This window comes from Streptomyces sp. NPDC055025, assembly GCF_053608565.1.
This window is the reverse complement of sequence record NZ_JBSGVS010000038.1, coordinates 37,051-55,086: the sequence shown is the minus strand read 5'-3', so window position 1 is coordinate 55,086 and position 18,036 is coordinate 37,051. Positions and strand designations below refer to the sequence as shown.

The 18,036-nt window shown below is 71.3% G+C and carries 18 protein-coding genes; 2 read left to right on the top strand and 16 right to left on the bottom strand.

All coding sequences use genetic code 11. From position 1 onward, the window contains the following. Positions 1-140: 140 nt before the first annotated feature. The 3 genes from ACWGDX_RS23170 to ACWGDX_RS23160 form a co-directional block, all read right to left on the bottom strand. The gene (locus tag ACWGDX_RS23170) at positions 141-1,676 is read right to left on the bottom strand and encodes a hypothetical protein (protein WP_453628361.1); all 1,536 of its coding nucleotides are present in this window, start codon (positions 1,674-1,676) and stop codon (positions 141-143) included. Positions 1,677-1,846: 170 nt separating this feature from the next. Next, positions 1,847-2,224 (bottom strand): PPOX class F420-dependent oxidoreductase, encoded by a 378-nt coding sequence (locus ACWGDX_RS23165; protein ID WP_453628421.1) that lies wholly within the window; start codon positions 2,222-2,224, stop codon positions 1,847-1,849. A gap of 165 nt (positions 2,225-2,389) precedes the next feature. After that, the gene (locus ACWGDX_RS23160) at positions 2,390-2,641 is read right to left on the bottom strand and encodes a helix-turn-helix domain-containing protein (protein ID WP_365901696.1); all 252 of its coding nucleotides are present in this window, start codon (positions 2,639-2,641) and stop codon (positions 2,390-2,392) included. A 65-nt stretch (positions 2,642-2,706) separates the two neighbouring features. Here ACWGDX_RS23160 and map point away from each other — a divergent pair, with 65 nt between their 5' ends. Continuing rightward, positions 2,707-3,474 (top strand): type I methionyl aminopeptidase, encoded by a 768-nt coding sequence (gene map / locus ACWGDX_RS23155; protein ID WP_453628358.1) that lies wholly within the window; start codon positions 2,707-2,709, stop codon positions 3,472-3,474. Positions 3,475-3,596: 122 nt separating this feature from the next. On the opposite strand, the gene ggt is transcribed toward map, so the two are convergent. Further along, entirely contained in the window at positions 3,597-5,417 is a 1,821-nt protein-coding gene (ggt, locus tag ACWGDX_RS23150) for a gamma-glutamyltransferase (RefSeq protein ID WP_453628356.1), read from the bottom strand. 105 nt (positions 5,418-5,522) lie between these two features. Here ggt and ACWGDX_RS23145 point away from each other — a divergent pair, with 105 nt between their 5' ends. Continuing rightward, positions 5,523-6,266: a hypothetical protein gene (locus ACWGDX_RS23145; RefSeq protein WP_405984371.1), complete on the top strand. Its 744-nt coding sequence runs from the start codon at positions 5,523-5,525 to the stop codon at positions 6,264-6,266. Between the two features lie 241 nt (positions 6,267-6,507). On the opposite strand, the gene ACWGDX_RS23140 is transcribed toward ACWGDX_RS23145, so the two are convergent. The 12 genes from ACWGDX_RS23140 to ACWGDX_RS23085 form a co-directional block, all read right to left on the bottom strand. Further along, positions 6,508-7,338 carry an amino acid ABC transporter permease gene (locus ACWGDX_RS23140; RefSeq protein ID WP_453628419.1) on the bottom strand — a complete coding sequence of 277 codons (831 nt, stop codon included), beginning with the start codon at positions 7,336-7,338 and terminating at the stop codon, positions 6,508-6,510. Between the two features lie 149 nt (positions 7,339-7,487). After that, on the bottom strand, positions 7,488-8,132 hold the full coding sequence (locus tag ACWGDX_RS23135) for an amino acid ABC transporter permease (protein ID WP_453628354.1): 645 nt from the start codon (positions 8,130-8,132) through the stop codon (positions 7,488-7,490). Positions 8,133-8,143: 11 nt separating this feature from the next. Beyond that, positions 8,144-9,073, bottom strand: coding sequence for a glutamate ABC transporter substrate-binding protein (locus ACWGDX_RS23130; protein WP_453628417.1), 930 nt, complete (start codon positions 9,071-9,073; stop codon positions 8,144-8,146). 221 nt (positions 9,074-9,294) lie between these two features. Further along, a complete protein-coding gene (locus ACWGDX_RS23125) occupies positions 9,295-9,735 on the bottom strand; it encodes a DUF6278 family protein (RefSeq protein ID WP_453628352.1) in 441 nt (146 codons plus the stop codon). 71 nt (positions 9,736-9,806) lie between these two features. Then, entirely contained in the window at positions 9,807-10,589 is a 783-nt protein-coding gene (locus tag ACWGDX_RS23120; RefSeq protein WP_453628350.1) for an exodeoxyribonuclease III, read from the bottom strand. A 129-nt stretch (positions 10,590-10,718) separates the two neighbouring features. Then, positions 10,719-11,351, bottom strand: a complete 633-nt coding sequence (locus ACWGDX_RS23115; protein WP_453628348.1) for an MBL fold metallo-hydrolase — start codon at positions 11,349-11,351, stop codon at positions 10,719-10,721. Between the two features lie 144 nt (positions 11,352-11,495). Then, positions 11,496-12,791, bottom strand: coding sequence for a bifunctional 3-oxoadipate enol-lactonase/4-carboxymuconolactone decarboxylase PcaDC (gene pcaDC / locus ACWGDX_RS23110; protein WP_453628346.1), 1,296 nt, complete (start codon positions 12,789-12,791; stop codon positions 11,496-11,498). Positions 12,792-12,848: 57 nt separating this feature from the next. After that, positions 12,849-13,427 carry a hypothetical protein gene (locus tag ACWGDX_RS23105; RefSeq protein ID WP_453628344.1) on the bottom strand — a complete coding sequence of 193 codons (579 nt, stop codon included), beginning with the start codon at positions 13,425-13,427 and terminating at the stop codon, positions 12,849-12,851. Beyond that, positions 13,424-14,590 carry an ROK family glucokinase gene (locus ACWGDX_RS23100; protein WP_453628342.1) on the bottom strand — a complete coding sequence of 389 codons (1,167 nt, stop codon included), beginning with the start codon at positions 14,588-14,590 and terminating at the stop codon, positions 13,424-13,426. The genes ACWGDX_RS23105 and ACWGDX_RS23100 overlap by 4 nt, the downstream gene beginning before the upstream one ends. A 389-nt stretch (positions 14,591-14,979) precedes the next feature. Next, on the bottom strand, positions 14,980-15,840 hold the full coding sequence (locus ACWGDX_RS23095) for an ATP-binding cassette domain-containing protein (RefSeq protein ID WP_453628340.1): 861 nt from the start codon (positions 15,838-15,840) through the stop codon (positions 14,980-14,982). Then, the gene (locus ACWGDX_RS23090; RefSeq protein WP_453628338.1) at positions 15,837-16,913 is read right to left on the bottom strand and encodes an ABC transporter permease; all 1,077 of its coding nucleotides are present in this window, start codon (positions 16,911-16,913) and stop codon (positions 15,837-15,839) included. Before ACWGDX_RS23090 ends, ACWGDX_RS23095 begins: the two co-directional genes overlap by 4 nt. Further along, entirely contained in the window at positions 16,910-17,926 is a 1,017-nt protein-coding gene (locus ACWGDX_RS23085) for a sugar ABC transporter substrate-binding protein (protein ID WP_453628336.1), read from the bottom strand. Before ACWGDX_RS23085 ends, ACWGDX_RS23090 begins: the two co-directional genes overlap by 4 nt. Positions 17,927-18,036: the final 110 nt, after the last annotated feature.

Here is an 18,036-nt window from a genome sequence, read left to right as displayed (position 1 = left end):
GGGATGCGTAGGAGGAGAACGTAAGCCCCGTCCCACACTGGGGCAAGACCATCGTCGTTAACCCGCAGAGTCGATCAAGTTTCACACCCGAGCGGTCGACATCGGGCTATTCGGGTCTGACCAGGCTCTTGACGGGCCGGTCAGGCGTCCGCGATCCCCGCCACTCTGAGGGCGTGGACGACATCGCGCTCACGGGACGCGGAGACCGCGCGGGCGGCGTCGATGAGCTGCGGGACGAGCCGGTGCGGGTCGGGCGCGGCGACCAGCACGGCGTCCTCGGGGGCACGGACCTGCACGAAGGCGCTGAGCAGCGCTCTCGCCTCGTGCGGACGGCCCGCCCCACCGAGGGCGAGCACCGCGTCGGTGATCTCCCCGGCGGGGCGGGAGGCGCCCTGGAGGAGCAGCTGGCGGCAGTCGTCGTCCCGGCCCGCCGAGGAGAGCGCCCCGGCGGCGGCGGCGAGTTGGGCGGGCGGCAGGAAGGCCGCTTCCCAGAGCAACTCGGCCCAGTCGGCGCCGAGCCCGGCGCGGTGCAGCTCGGCGGCGAGCAGGGGCAGCTGCTCGGGGGGCCGGCCCGCGGCTTCGCAGAGCACGACATGCGCCTCCCCGCTGCGGCCGTCGGCGCGCAGTCCGGTCAGCGTGGCGACGAGCTCGGCGGCGGCGCGCCGGTCCTCGGCCGAGTGCGCGGGTAGGGGCGCGGCCGGGGCGGGCGCGGCGGGCACACCGCCGAAGCGGGCGCCCCGTGGGGTGGCGGGGGCGGCGGGCGGCGGCGCGGAGACGGCAGGCGCGGGCACGGCCTCGGCGGTGTCCTCCTCGACATCGAGCCCGGCGAACCGCGCGCCGCGCGGCTTGCGCCGGGCCGCGGAGGCGCGCTTCTTCTCCTTCGCGCTCTCCTTCGCGCTCTCCTTCGCGGTGGCGGGCGGCGCGGTCTCCGCCGTGGCCGCGTCCCGTGCGCCGCCCTCCACCTGTGCGCCGTCCTCGGCCCACTGGGGAACGTCCGTGGCACGAGAAGAGTTTGACGATGCGTCAGCTACGGAGGCGTCGGGGCCGGCGGGTCCGCCGTCCGCGCTCCCCCGGGCCGTCGCGGCCGACCGGTCGAAGACCGAGGGCTCCTCGGCGCGGAACCAGCCCTCCGGAGCCAGCGGGCGCCCCGTCGTGGTGGCGCGGCCCGGAGTGGTCAGGGCGGCGAGACGGGCGCGCAGTTCGGCGCAGCGCGCCGTCGCGCGCGCGTGATCGTCACGGGTCCAGGCCAGCTCATGGGTGAGCTCCTGGGTCTGGGGTGTGTCCGGCGGCGCCGTACGGAGCAGCCGTGTCAGCTCCTCGGCCCGGTTCGCCAGGTACGCCTGCTCGCGCAGCATGAGCTGAAGCCGCTCGGAGAGGGCCTCACCGCCCCCGGGCAGCCGGTCGTACGCGGCGGCCGAGGCCGCGTGCAGCCGCCGCGCCCGTACGCCCTCGCGTGCCGTCTCCTCAGGGTCACGCCCCGCCGCGAAGTCCTGGAGCAGCGAGTCCACCACGTCCCAGGGCGGGATCTCCGTACCGTCGAAACAGGCGCGCAGGCCTTCCGGGTCGCGCCGGCGGAAGACTCCGTACCAGCCGGCACCCGGGTCGAGGAGCGACGTGAGATCCCTTAAGTACCTCGCGAACGCCCCGATCTCCGCCGGGAGTTGTCGCACCGCCATCGCTGCCCCGTCCCTGCCCTGCCGAAGGGAACCCTTCAGTCCGCAGGCATTCGACCTCAGTCGTGTTACAGGACGGCTACGGGCTGTTTTCCGGCGCGGTGCGGACCCTTATGTCCGGGGCGCTTCACCGGAGCGCTTCGCGGCGGCCCCGGAGCGCTTCACGGCGGCGCTCAGACGGTGACGACTATGCCGATCTGGGGACGCTTGCTGCCCCGTACGAGCCTGGCGGGCCAGTCGACCACCCAGAACCGCCAGGTGTACTTGCGCGAGAGCATCTTCCTGATCCGGTCGGTGGCCGTCGCGTCGAGCAGCCGCGCGGTGCCCTCGGCGGTCGGCGCGCCCTCGGCGATCCGCCCGCGGAGGTCGCACTCCGCGACGACGACACGGCCGTTGTTACGGATCCGCTTCACCTTCCAGGAATCCGTCCTGGTCCAGATGAACATCTCGCCGCCCTCCACCGCGTGCCAGACGGGCGTGGCGACACCCGTTCCGTCCTTGCGGTAGGTGGTGAGGCTGACATAGCGGCAGGGGGCTAGCTCGTCCAGGATCGTCACGGACGGGAGACTACGCGTCACGGGATTGTCCCGGTAGTCCCTTCAACCACTCCTCCACCGCTGTTCGCGCGCCCGCCGCCGGACCGACGCGCGAAGGCCGCTCCGGGCCCCGCTCGCGGCCGGGCCCCGCTCGCGGCCGGGGTCAGCAGCGGGCCTGGGTCAGACCGGTACGAGGACGCAGCTCGCGGCGATCTCGTCCATCGAGAGGCCCAGCGCGGCCGCCAGCGCGGCCACGGTGAAGAACGCCGGGGTGGGGGCGCGGCCGGTCTCGATCTTGCGCAGGGTCTCGGCGGAGAGCCCGGCGACCGCCGCGACCTCCACCATGCTGCGCGCGCCGCGCGCCTCGCGGAGCAGACGGCCGAGCCGCTCGCCGCGCTCGCGCTCCTGTGGGGTGAGAGGACTCCGTACCATCTCGTCATTCTAATACCGCCGCACCCGCGTGCCCCGCCCTCACGGCGAACGGTATAGTTATTGGAATGGTGGAGATCAAAACCGCTGCGTCCCTGGACGCGATGCGCGCCGCGGGCCGGGTCGTCGCACAGGCGCTGACGGCGGTACGTGAGGCCGCGGCCGTGGGAGTCACCCTGAGCGCCCTCGACGGGACCGCGCGCGCCGTGCTGCGCGAGGCCGGGGCCGGCTCGCCCTTCCTCGACTACCACCCCGCCTGGGCGCCCACGCCCTTCCCCGCCGTCATCTGCGCGTCCGTCAACGACGCGATCGTGCACGGCATCCCCGGCTCCTACCGGCTGCACGACGGCGATCTCGTGAGTATCGACTGCGGCGCGGTGCTCGACGGCTGGGTGGGCGACGCGGCGGTCAGCTTCACGGTCGGCCGCGCGCGCCCCGACGACCTCCGGCTGATCGACAAGGCGAACGAGGCGCTGGAGGCGGGGATCGCGGCGGCCGTCGTGGGCAACCGCGTCGGCGACATCGCCCATGCGATCGGCCGTGTCTGCCGCTCGGCCGGCTACGGCATCCCGGACGGCTTCGGCGGCCATGGCGTGGGCCGCACGATGCACGAGGATCCGGGGGTGCCCAACGAGGGGCGCGCGGGGCGTGGTCTGCCGCTGCGCCACGGAATGGTGCTGGCGATCGAGCCGATGCTCATCGGCAGTGGTACGGACCGTCACTTCACGGCCCGTGACGGCTGGACGGTCCGCACCCTGGACTCCAGCAGGGCCTCCCACGCGGAGCACACGGTCGCGATCACCGACGACGGCCCGCGGATCCTCACGGCGCTCTGAGAGCCCCCACCTCCGGCGGTCCCGCCCGGCGCCTCTGCCACGCACCCCCGTCCGGCCGCCCCGGCCGCCGTACGTTCTTCCACCCGTACGGCGACCGGGAGTGAACCGGGCCGGTCCGGCCGCTACTTACCCGGCTGTCCCGCCGGACGCACCACCATCGCGGAGCCGCCGCCCCTGCGGACCTTCTCCGCCGCCGCCAGCCAGCGCCCGTCGGGCAGCCGCTGAACGCCGGTCGCCGCGCCGATCTCCGGGTTCTGCGTGAACACGTGCCCGATCGCCTCCAGTTGCGCGCGCACCGGGCTGTTCCACAGCCCCGACTCCAGCTCCGTCGCCGCCCCGTTGCGCTGGCTGGCGCGGGGCGCGGCGATCGCCTCGACCAGCGGCAGACCACGGTCGAGATGGCCCGTCAGGGTCTGGAGCACGGTGGTGATGATGGTCGCACCGCCCGGCGAGCCGAGTGCGAGCACCGGACGGGAGTGCCCGTCCAGCACGATGGTCGGGGAGATCGACGACCGGGGCCGCTTGCCGGGACCGGGCAGGTTCGGGTCGTGGACCGCCGGGTTCGCCGGGGCGAAGGAGAAGTCGGTCAGCTCGTTGTTGAGCAGGAAGCCACGGTCCGGCACGGTGATCGCGCTGCCGCCCGTCGACTCGATCGTCAGGGTGTACGCGACGACATTGCCCCACTTGTCCGCCACCGTGAGATGCGTGGTGTTCTCGCCCTCGAATGTCGTCGGCGCGGCGGTCCCGCCGGTCGCGCACGGTGTGGGATCGCTCGGATCGCCGGGCGCGAGCGGGCTCTTGAGGACCGCGTCGTCCTTGATCAGGCAGGCCCGCGAGTCCGCGAAGCGCTGGGACAGCAGTCCCTTCGTCGGTACGTCCTCGAAGGCGGGGTCACCGAGCCAGCGGCCCCGGTCCGCGAACGCGATCCGGCTCGCCTCGATGAAGCGGTGCAGATACCCCGCCTGGGTCGCCCGTGAGAGATCCGTCCGCTCCAGGATGTTGAGCGCCTCGCCGACGCTCGTACCGCCCGAGGACGACGGCGCGATGCCGTACACGTCGAGACCGCGGTAGGAGACCTTCGTCGGTGCCTGGCGCTTCGTCCGGTACGCGGCCAGGTCCCGCGCGGTCAGATCGCCCGACCGTACGACCCGGGTCGCGGCCGGGTCGACAGGGGGCTTGCGCACCGTACGGACGATGTCGTCGGCGAGGTCGCCCCGGTAGAGCGCGTCCGTGCCCTTGCGTTCCAACTCCGCGTACGTACGGGCGAGATCGGGGTTCTTGAAGACCGATCCGACCACCGGGAGCTGGCCGCCCGGCAGGAACAGCTCGGCCGAGGCGGGGAAGTCCGCGAACCGCGCCCGGTTGGCCTCGGTCTGGGAGCGGAAGGTGGCGTCGACGGTGAACCCGTTCCTCGCCAGCCGCTCCGCGGGCTTGAGCAGGTGCTTGAGCGACTTGCTCCCCCACGCGTCGAGCGCGGTGTCCCAGGTGGCCGGGGTCCCCGGCGTGCCGACGCTCCGGCCGCTGGTGACCACGTCGGCGAACGGGATCGGCTTGCCGTCCTCCAGGAACAGCGAGCTGTCGGCGGACCTCGGCGCGGTCTCCCGTCCGTCGATGGTCTGCACCGTACGGGACTTGGCATCGTAGTAGACGAAGTAGCCGCCACCGCCGATACCCGCGGAGTACGGCTCGGTGACCCCGAGGGCCGCGGCGGTGGCCACGGCCGCGTCCACCGCGTTGCCGCCCTGGCCGAGCACCTCGATCCCGACGGCCGAGGCGTCCGTGTCCACACTCGCGACCGCTCCCCCGTATCCCGCCGCCACCGGCGTTTTCTCCGGTGGACGGGGTGTGGTCGCCACTGATGACGGCAGTGCCTGGGCACAGGCCGAGAGCAGGGCGACGGCAGCGGCCACAACCGAAACGTTCCGCGCGGCGGAGCGACGCATCCGTACCTCCAGTCAAGGACAGTGCGGGCAGCGTAACTTCAGCGCCCCCGCCCCGTCAGGACTGTCCCGAACAATGTTGGCGCAAGGCCTATACGATGCGCGCCCATGACTGACGACATACGCAACATCGTGCTCGGTGTGGTCGCCGCGGGCGTCAGCGCCTCCCTGGGCTGGCTCGCCCGTACCTATCTCTGGCGCCGCAGGCTCCGCCGCAAGCAGGCCTTCTTCGGACTGCCCGGAAATTCGGAGTGCCTGCTCGTCGTCAATCGCGAGGCGGGCGGTGACGGCGCGGTCCACCGCCATGACGTCTTCGCGCTGCTGGAGCTGTCCGCCCTGATCAAGGACTGCGGCGCGCACGCCGAGATCGTCCAGCACGACACCGCGCGCCAGGGGTTCGGTGAGCGTACGGAGTTCTGCGTGGGCGGCCCCGCGTCGAACCGCCGGATGGCCGCGCACCTCGCTTCGCTGCTGCCGGGCGTCAAGGTGAACACCGAGCCGGAGCCCAAGGCCGACCGCGGCGCGTTCCAGATCGGCTCGGAGCGCTATCGCGCGGAGCCGGGTGTCGCGGAGTATGTCCTGCTGGCGCGGCTGACCGCCGGGGAGGGGGAGCGGCCGGTCTTCCTCTTCTGCGGCCAGCGCGCCATCACCAACCAGGCCGCCTCGCGGTATCTGGCCCGCCATCACGAGAAGCTGGCCCGCAAGTACGGCGGCAACGCGTTCTGTCTGCTGCTGAAGGTGGTCAACTCACACGCTTACGGCCCGGATGTGGTGGAGCTGGTCGCCGATGTGACCCGGGCGGCCCGGGAGCCCGTACCCGTCGTCCACACCTCGCACCGCGCCAAGGACTGAACGCCGCAGGGCAGGACACCTCGGAGCGAGTACCACGGCGAGCACCGTCGATCCGGCACGGCCGGCCGGGCATCCCGGGCCGGGCGTCTCCGGCGCGGCACCTTCGGCCGGGCATCTCCGGTCTTCGGCCGGGCATCTCCGGCCGAGCGTCGCGGGGCGCCACCCGACCGGCACGCAGCTGACCTTCTTCCCGTCCGAGAAGTGATCTCCGGCTGCTGCCGGGCGGGCCACTGCCCCTGAGCTACCGCCCGTCCGGCGGCAGCGTCCCCGGTGCGGCCGGGACCGCGCCCATGGCCCGCGCCCCCGGTCCGCGCCGCTGGCGGCCGGCGAGCCGGTGGGCGAACCACGAGAGCACCATGCACATCCCGATGTAGATCGGTGAAATCACCATCACCACGGGGATGAACGGCAAATCGTAGTCGAGATTCGACGCGATGAGCTTTCCGGCATGGAGGAACTCCTCATAGGTGATGAGATAGCCGAGTGATGTGTCCTTGAGAGCGACCACCAACTGGCTGATGATCGTGGGCAGCATGGCGCGGACCGCCTGTGGCACCAGCACGTACGTCATGACCTGTGTCTTGCGCATGCCGAGCGCGTACGCCGCCTCCCGCTGACCGCGCTCCACCGAGTCGACCCCGGTACGGAGCACCTCGGCGAGCACGGAGCCGTTGTAGAGCGTCAGACCGGCCACCAGCGCGGGCAGGGCCCGCACCTGGAGCGCCACGAAGATGAAGAAGATCATCACCAGTACGGGCATGGCGCGGAAGAACTCGACCAGCGCGGTGGCGAGCCACCGTACCGGCCGGTGCGCGGAGAGCCGGCCGCAGGCGAGCACACCGCCGAGCACGAGCGAGAGCACCGCGGCGCAGCCGAACGCCATGAGGGTGTTGCCGAGACCGCGCAGCAACAGCTCCTGGATGCCCCGGTACTCGAAGGGCCGCCATCTCGTGGCGCTGAACTGGCCGGTGGCGAAGAGCAGATGGAGCACCCAGCCGAGCAGCGCGACGACGGCGGCCGTCGAGACGACACCGTACAGCCGGTGGCGTCTGCGGGTCCTCGGGCCGGGGATGTCGTAGAGGGCCGTCGACTCGGCCGTCGACGCCCTGGACCGGGTACCGCTTTCCGCACGCTCCGGACCCGGTGCGGCCGACGGTCCCGGCGTGTTCACCGGTCTCACGGGCCTTACTGACCGCACGGGCCTCACGGGCCTCACGGGCCTCACCGGGCGACCCCCCAGCGCTTCTCCAGCACATGGAAGAGGGCGCTGATGGAGAGCGTGATGATCAGATAGCCGGCACCGATCCATACAAAGGTCCAGATGATGCTGAAACCTGTCTCGTTGAGGGTTCTGTAGGTACCGAGGAGTTCGGTGACGCTGAACGCGCCCGCGATCGCCGAGTTCTTGGCGAGGGCGATCAGTGTGGAGCCGATGGGCGGGATGACGGAGCGGAACGCCTGGGGCAGGATCACGGCGCCGAGCGTCTGTCCGAAGGTCATCCCGAGGCCGCGGGCCGCCTCGCCCTGCCCCTTGGGCACGGTGTTGATGCCCGAGCGCAGCACCTCGCAGATGAACGCGGAGGTGTAGCAGCCGAGGGCGAGGACGGCAAAGAGCTGGAACGGCAGCACGAGCCCGAACCGCGGCAGACCCAGCAGGACCGCGAAGAAGAGCAGGGTCAGCGGGGTGTTGCGGAGCACGGTGACCCAGACGGCGCCCAGGGCCCGCAGGGACCGTACGGGCGCCACCCGGCAGGAGGCCATCACGAACCCGAGGGCCAGGGCGAGCAGTGAGGCGTAGAGCGTCAGCTCGACCGTGCCGAGGAAGCCCTCGCCGTAGAGGGAGAAGTTCTCGGTGAGTACGTCCATGCCGGCTGCCCTCAGTTCGCCGGGTAGCGGTCGACGGGCGGGGCGGGGGCGGGCTCGCGGCCGGAGAGGCCGAGGGTCGCGTCGTACGCCTTCCGCCAGTCGCCGTTCTTCTCGTGCGCCACGACGGCGTCGTCGAGCGCGAACCGCAGGGCGTTGTCGTCGCGCGGGACGCCGATGCCGTAGGGCTCCCTGGAGAAGGGCCTGCCGACCACCTTCAGCGCGTCGGGCACCTTGGCCGCGTAGCCCATCAGAATGGTGTCGTCGCTGGTGACGGCGTCGACCTGGAAGGTCAGCAGATTGTCCACGCAGACCGAGTAGGTGTCGTACGCGACGAGTTCGGCACGCGGATGGTCGTCCTTGATCCGCTGGTACGGGGTGGAGCCCGCGGCCGAGCACACGCGTCTGCCGTCGAGATCGCGCGGCCCGTCGATGCCGTGCTCGTCGGTCCGTACGAGAAGGGACTGGCCGGCCATGTAGTACGGACCGGCGAAGCCGACGAGCCTCTTGCGCTTGTCGTTGATGGTGTAGGTGCCGACGTAGTAGTCGATCTGCCCGTTCTGGAGGGCGGTTTCGCGGTTCGCGGAGGCGATCGTACGGAAGCGGACCGCCGCCGGGCCGAAGCCGAGGGACGCCGCCATCATCTTGGCGATCTCGATGTCGAAGCCGGAGTAGACACCGTCGGCGGGGTCCTTCTCGCCCATGTACGGCTGGTCCTCCTTGGCGCCGACGACGAGATGGCCGCGCTCGCGCGCCGCCGTCCAGGTGGCGGAGCCGGTGAGCCGGAAGGTGTGGTCGACCCGGTAGCGGGGCAGGGTGCCGGGCTCCGGGCCCTTGACGGGCGGACTGCCCGGTCTGCCGCACCCGGCGCCGGAACCGGCGGCGAGGAGGACGAGCGGGGCGAGCACGAGGGCGGTGAGGGTCCTTCTCGTACCGACGGCCATACGCTGCGCCACCCCACTCCCGGCTGTGTCGAGGTCAGCGCAAACTATCCAGCCGGACAAGGGACTTCGCACCCGACACGCACAGATGGGACATAAGCGATATTTAACGCAAGAGGCGCCCGCCGGCAGAGGCGCCGGGGAATCGCCGGGGGATCAGTCTGCGAATCGGCCGGGGAATCGGCCCGGGGATCGAAAGTGCACCGGAGGATCAAGGCGCACGGTCAGGCCTCGGCCGCCTCCCCGTACATCTGGGACAGCTCGGGCGCCCCGGTGGCCGCCCAGTCGAGCCCCGCCTCGACCACCGGGATCTCCCGCCCCGACGCCAGACGCACCACGGCGTGCCCGCCCGGCGAGATGTGCCAGACCGCGCCGGGGACGGTACGGACGATCACCGTGCCGAGATAGAGACCCGCGTCATTGCCCAGCCAGGGCAGCTCCTCCGGATCGTCGCGCCAGCGCGGCGGAAGCTGGTCGAGCGCCTCCAACGAGGCCGGGGAGTCGTCCAGTTGAAGACCCTCCCGGCCCGCCCGGACACGGAGCAGCTCGCACTCGGAGAGCAGCTCGGCCACGCCCTCCGGCTCACCGCCGACGGCGGCGGCGAGCGATGTGCCGCGATCACCACCATGCCGCTTGCGCCAGTTGTCCAGAAAAGGAATGTTCATACCGCTCAGAGTGCCATTCCCCCGCGCGGACCACCATGGGGCCACGCGGAACGCCGGTCCAGGATGCCCAGCTACACGATGTCCAGCTCCACGACGACAGGAGCGTGGTCCGAGGCGCCCTTGCCCTTGCGCTCCTCGCGGTCGACATAGCTGTCCTTGACCGCCGCCGCGAACGGCGTGTTGCCGTACACCAGGTCGATGCGCATCCCTCTGTTCTTCGGGAAGCCCAGCTCACGGTAGTCCCAATAGGTGAACGGACGGTCGTACTTGAGCGGACGGGGCACCACATCCGCGAGGCCCTCCTCGCGCAGCGCGGCGAGCGCGGCGCGCTCGGCCGGGGTGACATGCGTGGCGCCCTCGAAGAGCGCGATGTCCCAGACGTCCTCGTCGGTCGGCGCGACATTGAAGTCACCGAGGACGGCGAACGGGCGCGGGCCCGCCGTGTCGTCCGCCACGGCCTTCCGCAGCGCCTCGAACCAGCGCAGCTTGTACGCGTAGTGCTCATGCCCGACCTCGCGGCCGTTGGGTACGTACACCGACCACAGACGGACCGGGCCGCAGGTCGCGGAGATCGCGCGCGGCTCCTCCACGCCCTCGTACTCGGGGCCGTCGGGCAGTCCCTTGACGATGTCCGCCAGACCGACCCGGGAGATCAGCGCGACTCCGTTCCATCTCCCGTTCGCGTTGACCGCCGACTCGTAACCCAGCTCGCGGAGCTGCTCGGCGGGGAACTGCTCGGCCGTGCACTTGGTCTCCTGCACGCACAGCACATCCGTGCCGCTGCTCTCCAGCCAGGCCAGCAGCCGGGGCAGCCGAGCGGTGATCGAATTGACGTTCCAGGTCGCGATGCGCATGCGGACAGCCTATCGGCGGGGTCCGACAGTCGGCGTCCGGCGAGGTCGGCGTCCGGCGGGGTCGGCGTCCGGCGGGGTCGGCCGTCGGCGGGGTCGCCCCGGGGTCGGACGCCGTAGCCGGCCCCGGCGTCAGACCTCGAAGGAGTCGCCCGGGGTGAGCCTCGTACGGTCGGCGCCGCCCAGATTGCCGAGAAGGGTGTCGTAGAGGGGCCGTGCCAGCTCGGTCAGCAGGGCGTCGTGGACATCGAGCGTGCGCCCCGGCTTGACCTCCCGTACGTAGTCGATCACCTCGGAGACCTTGTTCCAGGGCGCCATCACGGGCAGCATCAGCGTCTCGACCGGCTCGTCGGGGACGGTCAGCGCGTCGCCGGGGTGGAAGACCGAGCCGTCCACCAGGAAGCCGACATTGGTGATCCGCGGGATCTCCGGATGGATCACGGCGTGCAGCTCGCCGTGCACCCGCACCTCGAACCCGGCCGCGGAGAAGGCGTCACCGTGGCCGACGGTGTGGACCCGGCCGGGAAAGGCCGCGGAGACCTGCTCGGCGACGCTGCGCAGCGTCCACAGCTCGGCCGCCGGATTGGCCTCCAGACCCGCCCGCAGCCGGCCCTCGTGGAAGTGGTCGGCGTGCTCGTGCGTGACGAGGACGACGTCCGCGCCGACGGCGGCGTCCTCCTCGCTGTAGCCACCGGGATCGATGACCAGGGTCCGTCCGTCCTTCTCCAGCCGGACGCAGGCGTGTGTCTTCTTGGTGAGCCTCACCGGTGACCGCCTCTTCTCTCGCGTAGTCCGTTCTCGTGCCGCCGGATCCCGCACGGTCGCTCCCCCCGCACGGTCGGAGCCGGATCCCCGACGCCGGGGTCCCCCGTCGCCGGATCCCCGTCGCGGATCCCTTCCTCCATCCTGCTACGCCTCGGGCGTCGTCTCCTCCTGGATCACGGTCCGCGCCACCCGGAACGCCGTGTTCGCCGCCGGAACACCGCAGTACACGGCCGAGTGGAGCAGCACCTCCTTGATCTCGGCGGGGGTCAGACCGTTGCGCAGCGCGGCCCGGGTGTGGAAGGCCAGCTCCTCGGTGTGCCCGCCCGCGACCAGCGCGGTCAGCGTCACCGCGCTGCGGGTGCGGCGGTCCAGTCCCTGCCTGGTCCACACCTCGCCCCAGGCATAGCGGGTGACCAGCTCCTGGAAGTCGCCCGCGAAGTCGTCGGCGGTGGCCATGGCGCGGTCCACATGGGCGTCCCCGAGGACCTGTCTGCGCACCCGCATCCCCGCCTCGTACGGGTCGGGGCGCCCTTCGGACACGGCCTCCGGCTGCTCGGCGGCGGGGGCGATCTCGGCGACCGGTCCCGCCGGCGCGGAGATGACGGGCTGGAGCGGACGGTCGGGCAGCACGGTCAGACCGGTGGAGGTGTCGGACGGGTTGTACCAGGCCGTGGAGAAGTGGTGCACGAGCAGATCCGTGACGGCGGCGGGCTGCTCGACCGGCGCGAGATGCGAGGCGCCCGGCACCAGCGCGAGCCGGGCGTCCGGTATCCCGGCCACCAGGGTGCGGGCCTCGGCCGGTCCCGTGACCTTGTCCTCGGCTCCGACCAGGACCAGCGTCGGTACGGTGATACGGCCCAGCTCCGCGCGGATGTCGAAGGCGGCGAGCGCCTCGCAGGCGGCTATGTAACAGCCGGGATCGGTGGTGCGGACCATCTGGACGGCCCATTCCACGATGGCGGGCTGCGCGGCGGCGAAGTGCGCGGTGAACCAGCGCTCGGGCGCGGTGCGGGCCATCGGGTCCAGACCGTTGGCCCGTACGATCACCCCGCGCTGGCGGAACTCGTCGGCCGTGCCGAACCGGGGCGAGGCGGCCACCACGGCGAGCGAGGCGATCCGGTCGGGGCGGCGCAGCGCCAGCTCCGCGCCCACGGCCCCGGCGATGGAGCAGCCCACGTACCCGAAGCGCTGCACCCCGAGCCCGTCGAGCGTGGCCAGCAGCCGTTCCGCCAGCTCGGGAACGCTGCTCGCGGGGTGCGCGGGCGCTCCGCCATGGCCCGGCAGGTCGAAGCGGATCACCCGCCACTGCCGCGCCAGCTCGGGCACCTGCCGGTCCCACATGTGCCAGGTGGTACCGAGAGAGGGGCCCAGGATCAGCACGGGCGCGTCTTCCGGCCCGTCCATGCGGTATTGCAGGGTTTTAGTCGTCGTCTCGCTCACCCGCTCACGCTCCCACATCTCACATTTTCTCACTGGAGAGGGTCGGGACAGCGCCGGTCACGGGGTGGTGGTGGAGACGACGAACACGCGTGGGAAGCCCGGTTCGCTCAGGTCGACGACCACGTCCTGGCTGGGTCTCGGTGCCTTCTGCCGGTGGCTGGTGCCCGCCCAGTCATGGCCGGGGATGTCGAAGTTCCAGCCGACGGTGTCCAGATCGCGCGGGCCGATCGTGATGGCGCCGTCCTTGAGCGCGGACCTGCTGGTCCCCATGTCCGTGAGGAACGCGTCGAGTTGGGTGGAGGTGACGTCGAACTGCACGTAGAACCGGCTGGTCTTCCAGTTGCTCGTCTCGAAGTACCGCACCTGGGTGGCTCCGGTGGGGATCGGCACCTCGAAGATCCGGCGCTTCATCTTGGAGGGGCGCAGATGCTGGAGTCCGGTGGCGGAGGACTCGGCCTCCTTGTCCCGGCCGCTCTCCCGGCTCTGTCCGGCGGAGATCACCAGATAGCCGGCCGGGATACCGATGAGCAGCACGATGACGACGGCCGTCAGCCAGCGGCGGCGGTTGCGGTGGCGCCGGTCCTCCGGCGGTTTTCCGGTCTCGTCCGTGGCCGGCAACGATCGGGACAGCGTCATGACGGCGGTTCCTGGCTCGTGCTCGTGCGGCCGGTGCGGATGGCCTGGGCGTAGCGCTCGTACCGTTCATGGCGCTCGACGCGGCGGCGCTTGGCGCGGCGGAAACGTCTGGCCACCAGCCGGGAGAGATCGGCGGCGCCGACCATGCCCGCCTCGGGGCCGAGCTCCGCCTTGACGATCCTGGCCTCGGGGCGGTAGCCGCGGCCGGTGAGATGACGGCGGAAGGCATCGCGGGCCGGGCCGATGAGCAGATCGTCCGCGGCGCTGACGCCCCCGCCGATGACGAAGCAGGACGGGTCGAGGGCGGCGGCGAGATTGGCGATACCGACCCCGAGCCACTGGCCGATGTCCTGGAACAGTTCGACGCACATGGCGTCGCCCTCACGGGCGAGCTCGGTGATCAGCGGGCCCGTGATGTCCTGCGCGTTGCCCTTGACGCGGTCGATGATGCTGTACGCGACCGGCGAGTCGGCGACGGCCAGCTCCCTGGCCTCCCGTACGAGCGCGTTGCCCGAGCTGTACTGCTCCCAGCAGCCACGGTTGCCGCAGGGGCAGCGGTGGCCGCCGGGCACCACCTGCATATGGCCGAACTCGCCGGCGACCCCGTACTTGCCGCGCTTGACCCGGCCGTCCTCCAGGATGGCGCCGCCGATGCCGGTGCCGAGCGTGATCATGACGAGATGGTCCTCGCCGCGTCCGGCGCCGAACCGCCACTCCGCCCAGGCGGCGGTGTTGGCGTCGTTGTCGACCATCACGGGGACGGCGAGCCGCGCGGAGAGCGCGTCCCTGAGGGGTTCGTCGCGCCAGGCGAGATGCGGCGCGAAGAGCACCTTGGAGCGGTCCGCGTCGACCCAGCCGGCCGCGCCGATGCCGACGGCGTGCACATCGTGGCGGTCGGAGAGATCGAGGACCAGCTCCACGATGGTGTCCTCGACGACCCGGGGGCTCTTGGACTTGTCCGGTGTCTCGGTGCGGAGCTTCTCCAGGATGTTGCCGTCGGGGTCGACGACCCCGGCCATCACCTTCGTACCGCCGATGTCGATACCGACGGTCGGGACCCGGGGCGCGGTGAGCAGCGAGCGGCGCTCACGGGTGCCCGCGGTCCGCAGGACCGTGGCGCGGGCGGAGCCGCGGTGGGAGGCGAAGTCGCGGTAGGTGCTCATCGGCCGGACTCCCTCGTACGCGTCGGCTCAGGCCTGGCGTGCCGGGTGAGCCGGTGTCGGCCGGGCCGCGGTTCGGGTGCTCGCACGGGTCGTGTCGTCCCTGGGATCGGGGGCCGGCCGGCCCGGGTGGGCAGCGGCGGCGGACGGTGTCCGCCCCGGCAGATTGTGCCACCCGGGACGGGTGAGGCGGCGGCGCGGCCCGTCAGGCGCGGCACGGCGCCGTCGTCAGGTGCGGCACGGCGCCGCGCGCTCGTACGAGGTCCGTACGAAGGCCGTACGGCGTCGCTACGGGCCTGGGCGGCCCGGCGCGCACCGCCCCGCGGACCGACCCGCGGACGGGTCGGCGGACGGGTGATGTGCCGGCCGATGTGCCGGCTGATGTGTTGGCGTCAAGGGGTGCCGTCCATGGCGCGCTCCAGTTCATGGCTCAGCTCCTCCAGCTCCGAGCCGCCCGCCATCTCACGCGTCAGCTCGTCGAGGGTGACCGAGCCCTTGGTGTGGCTCCCCGACATGATCCCGCGCTTGAGCATGACGAACCGGTCGCCGACCAGGAAGGCGTGGTGCGGGTTGTGCGTGATGAGCACCACACCGAGTCCCGCGTCACGTGCGGCGGCCACATATTTGAGCACCACACCCGACTGCTTCACGCCGAGGGCCGCGGTCGGCTCGTCCAGGACCAGGACCTTCGCCCCGAAGTGGACGGCGCGTGCGATGGCCACACACTGGCGCTCGCCGCCGGACAGCGTGCCGATCGGCTGGTCGACATCGCGCAGATCGATGCCCATCCGCAGCAGCGCGGCACGGGTCGTCTCCCGCATCAGGCCGACGTCGAGCCGCTTGAGGGGACCGCTTCCCCTGGTCGGCTCGGACCCCAGGAAGAAGTTGCGCCAGACCGGCATCAGCGGCACGACGGCGAGGTCCTGGTAGACCGTGGCGATACCCCGGTCCAGCGCCTCGCGCGGCGAGGCGAGCACGGTCTTCTCGCCATCGATCAGGAAGTCCCCCGCGTCATGCCGGTGCAGCCCGGCGATGATCTTGATCAGGGTGGACTTGCCCGCGCCGTTGTCGCCCAGTACGCAGCTGATCCCGCCCGCGCGCACCTCCAGCGAGACGCCTTCCAGGGCCCGGATATGGCCGTAGTACTTACTGACGTCGACCAGTTCGACCAGCGCACCGCCCGTCAGTGCGCCGCCCGCCGGTGCGCCATCCGCCGCCGCGCCGTCCGCCCCCGTCACGCCGTCCGCCGTCATCGTGTCGCCTCCGCACGCCTGCGCACCCACGCGTTGAGCAGGGTGGCGAGAAGGAGCATCGCTCCGAGGAAGAACTTGAACCAGTCCGGGTTCCACTCCGCGTAGACGATGCCCTTGCTGGTCATGCCGAAGATGAACGCGCCGACCGCGGCACCGATCGCCGAACCGTAGCCGCCGGTGATCAGACAGCCGCCGATGACGGCCGCGATGATGTAGATCAGCTCGTTGCCGACGCCCTCGCCGGACTGGACGACATCGAACGAGAACAGCAGATGCTGCCCGGAGACCCAGGCGCAGAAGGCCACGCCCATGTACAGCCCGATCTTGGTCCTGGCGACCGGCACGCCGACCGCGCGGGCGGCCTCGGCGTTGCCGCCGACCGCGAAGATCCAGTTGCCGAAGCGGGTCCGCAGCAGGATCCAGGTCGCCAGCGCCACCAGCGCCGCCCACCACAGGATGGTCACCTTCAGCTCGACATCGCCGAGGGTGAGCTGGGAGGCGAAGAGCTTCCTGGCGGAGGGGAAGCCCTCCATGTTCGCGATGGTCTTGGTGGAGACCGTTTCGCCGATCAGCTTCGTCAGTCCGAGATTGAGTCCGGTGAGCATCAGGAAGGTGCCCAGCGTGATGATGAAGCTCGGCAGTTTCGTACGGGTCAGCATCACCCCGTTGAAGGCCCCGAGGGCCAGGGTGACCAGCAGGGACACCCCGACGCCGACCCAGACGTTCGCCGTCATCTGATAGCTGAACATCGAGGAGACCAGCGCGGAGCTGGTGACCATCACACCGGCGGAGAGGTCGAACTCGCCGCCGATCATCAGCAGCGCCACCGGGACGGCCATGATCCCGATCGTGGAGGCCGCGTACAGGACGGTGCCGAGGCTCGACGCCCTCAGGAACGAGTCCGCGAAGACCGAGAAGAAGAGGAAGACGGCGATCGCGCCGACGACCGCGCCCAGTTCGGGCCGGCCCAGCAGCGTACGCAGCGGGGAGACGCGGAGCAGACGCTCGTCGCCGCTCCCGCTCCCGTGCGGCCCCTCCGGCCGGCCGCTCACCGGTGGCGCGGTCGCGGTCATCGGGTGCCCCGCTCCGTGTACTTCGCCAGCGCCCCGGCGTCCTTCTCGGTGATGATCTGCGGTCCGGTGAGGACCGCGCGTCCGCCGCCGAGCACATCGGCGTTGTAGCGGTAGAGCCAGAGCAGGTCCACGGCCTCGTACCCCTGGAGATACGGCTGCTGGTCGACGGCGAACCCGAGCGTCCCGGCCGTCAGCGCGGCGGCGACCTTGGCGTTCAGATCGAAGGTGTCGATCTCCGCGTCGCTGTTCGCGGTCTCCTTCGCCTTGACGGCTGCGTCCGCGAAGGGCGCGCCCAGGGTGACCACGGCGTCGATGCCGGGGTCGGCCTGGAGCTTCGCCTCGATGGACGCCTGGACGTCCGGCATGTTCGTGCCCTCGACATAGAGGTTCTGGAGCCGGCCGCCGAAGGTCTTCCCGGCTCCCGCGCACCGCTGCTCGTGGCCGACGTTGCCCTGTTCGTGGATGACGCAGAGCGCCTTCTTCCTGCCGCGCCTGTCCAGTTCCTCACCGACGGCCTCGCCCGCTATGGACTCGTCCTGGCCTATGTGGCTGAGCGCGCCGAACGCCTTGGACTGCTCGGCTCCGGAGTTCACCGTGATCACCGGGATACCGGCCTTGACCGCCTTGGCGACGACGTCCTTCATCGCGTCGGGCTTGGCGAGTGTGACGACGAGCCCGTCGACCTTCTTGTCGATGTAGGACTGGACGAGCTGGGCCTGCTGCTGGCCCTCGTCGCTGTGCGCGTAGAGGAAGTCGATGTTGTCCTTGACGGCCGCCTGCTCGGCGCCGCGCTGGACGATGTCCCAGAAGGTGTCGCCGTCGCCGGAGTGGGTGACCATGGCGACGGTCCACTTCGGGGTGTCCACCGCGGCCCGCCCCTGGGCGGCGGCCCGCTGGGCGCGCTCCTCCGCGCGCTTGCCGCCCGTGCTGCTGCATCCGGCGAGGGCCGAGACCCCGAGCACTGCCGCCACCACCGCGCTCAGCGCGCGTACCCCTGTCCGAACCGTTGCCACGACGCCGTGCCCTTCTGCTGAAGTCCTCGGTACGGCCGGGGTGCGTACAGATCTCCGGCCCGGCCGCCCAAGTATCGGTCATGTCCGTTCGCCGGATGGTCATCGGGTGT

Excerpts from the sequence above, each read along its gene's own strand:
- ACWGDX_RS23170 (WP_453628361.1), bottom strand. The coding sequence starts at position 1,676 with ATGGCGGTGCGACAACTCCCGGCGGAGATCGGGGCGTTCGCGAGGTAC.
- ACWGDX_RS23160 (WP_365901696.1), bottom strand. The coding sequence starts at position 2,641 with ATGGTACGGAGTCCTCTCACCCCACAGGAGCGCGAGCGCGGCGAGCGG.
- map (WP_453628358.1), top strand. The coding sequence starts at position 2,707 with ATGGTGGAGATCAAAACCGCTGCGTCCCTGGACGCGATGCGCGCCGCG.
- ggt (WP_453628356.1), bottom strand. The coding sequence starts at position 5,417 with ATGCGTCGCTCCGCCGCGCGGAACGTTTCGGTTGTGGCCGCTGCCGTC.
- ACWGDX_RS23145 (WP_405984371.1), top strand. The coding sequence starts at position 5,523 with ATGACTGACGACATACGCAACATCGTGCTCGGTGTGGTCGCCGCGGGC.
- ACWGDX_RS23135 (WP_453628354.1), bottom strand. The coding sequence starts at position 8,132 with ATGGACGTACTCACCGAGAACTTCTCCCTCTACGGCGAGGGCTTCCTC.
- ACWGDX_RS23130 (WP_453628417.1), bottom strand. The coding sequence starts at position 9,073 with ATGGCCGTCGGTACGAGAAGGACCCTCACCGCCCTCGTGCTCGCCCCG.
- ACWGDX_RS23125 (WP_453628352.1), bottom strand. The coding sequence starts at position 9,735 with ATGAACATTCCTTTTCTGGACAACTGGCGCAAGCGGCATGGTGGTGAT.
- ACWGDX_RS23120 (WP_453628350.1), bottom strand. The coding sequence starts at position 10,589 with ATGCGCATCGCGACCTGGAACGTCAATTCGATCACCGCTCGGCTGCCC.
- ACWGDX_RS23105 (WP_453628344.1), bottom strand. The coding sequence starts at position 13,427 with ATGACGCTGTCCCGATCGTTGCCGGCCACGGACGAGACCGGAAAACCG.
- ACWGDX_RS23100 (WP_453628342.1), bottom strand. The coding sequence starts at position 14,590 with ATGAGCACCTACCGCGACTTCGCCTCCCACCGCGGCTCCGCCCGCGCC.
- ACWGDX_RS23095 (WP_453628340.1), bottom strand. The coding sequence starts at position 15,840 with ATGACGGCGGACGGCGTGACGGGGGCGGACGGCGCGGCGGCGGATGGC.
- ACWGDX_RS23090 (WP_453628338.1), bottom strand. The coding sequence starts at position 16,913 with ATGACCGCGACCGCGCCACCGGTGAGCGGCCGGCCGGAGGGGCCGCAC.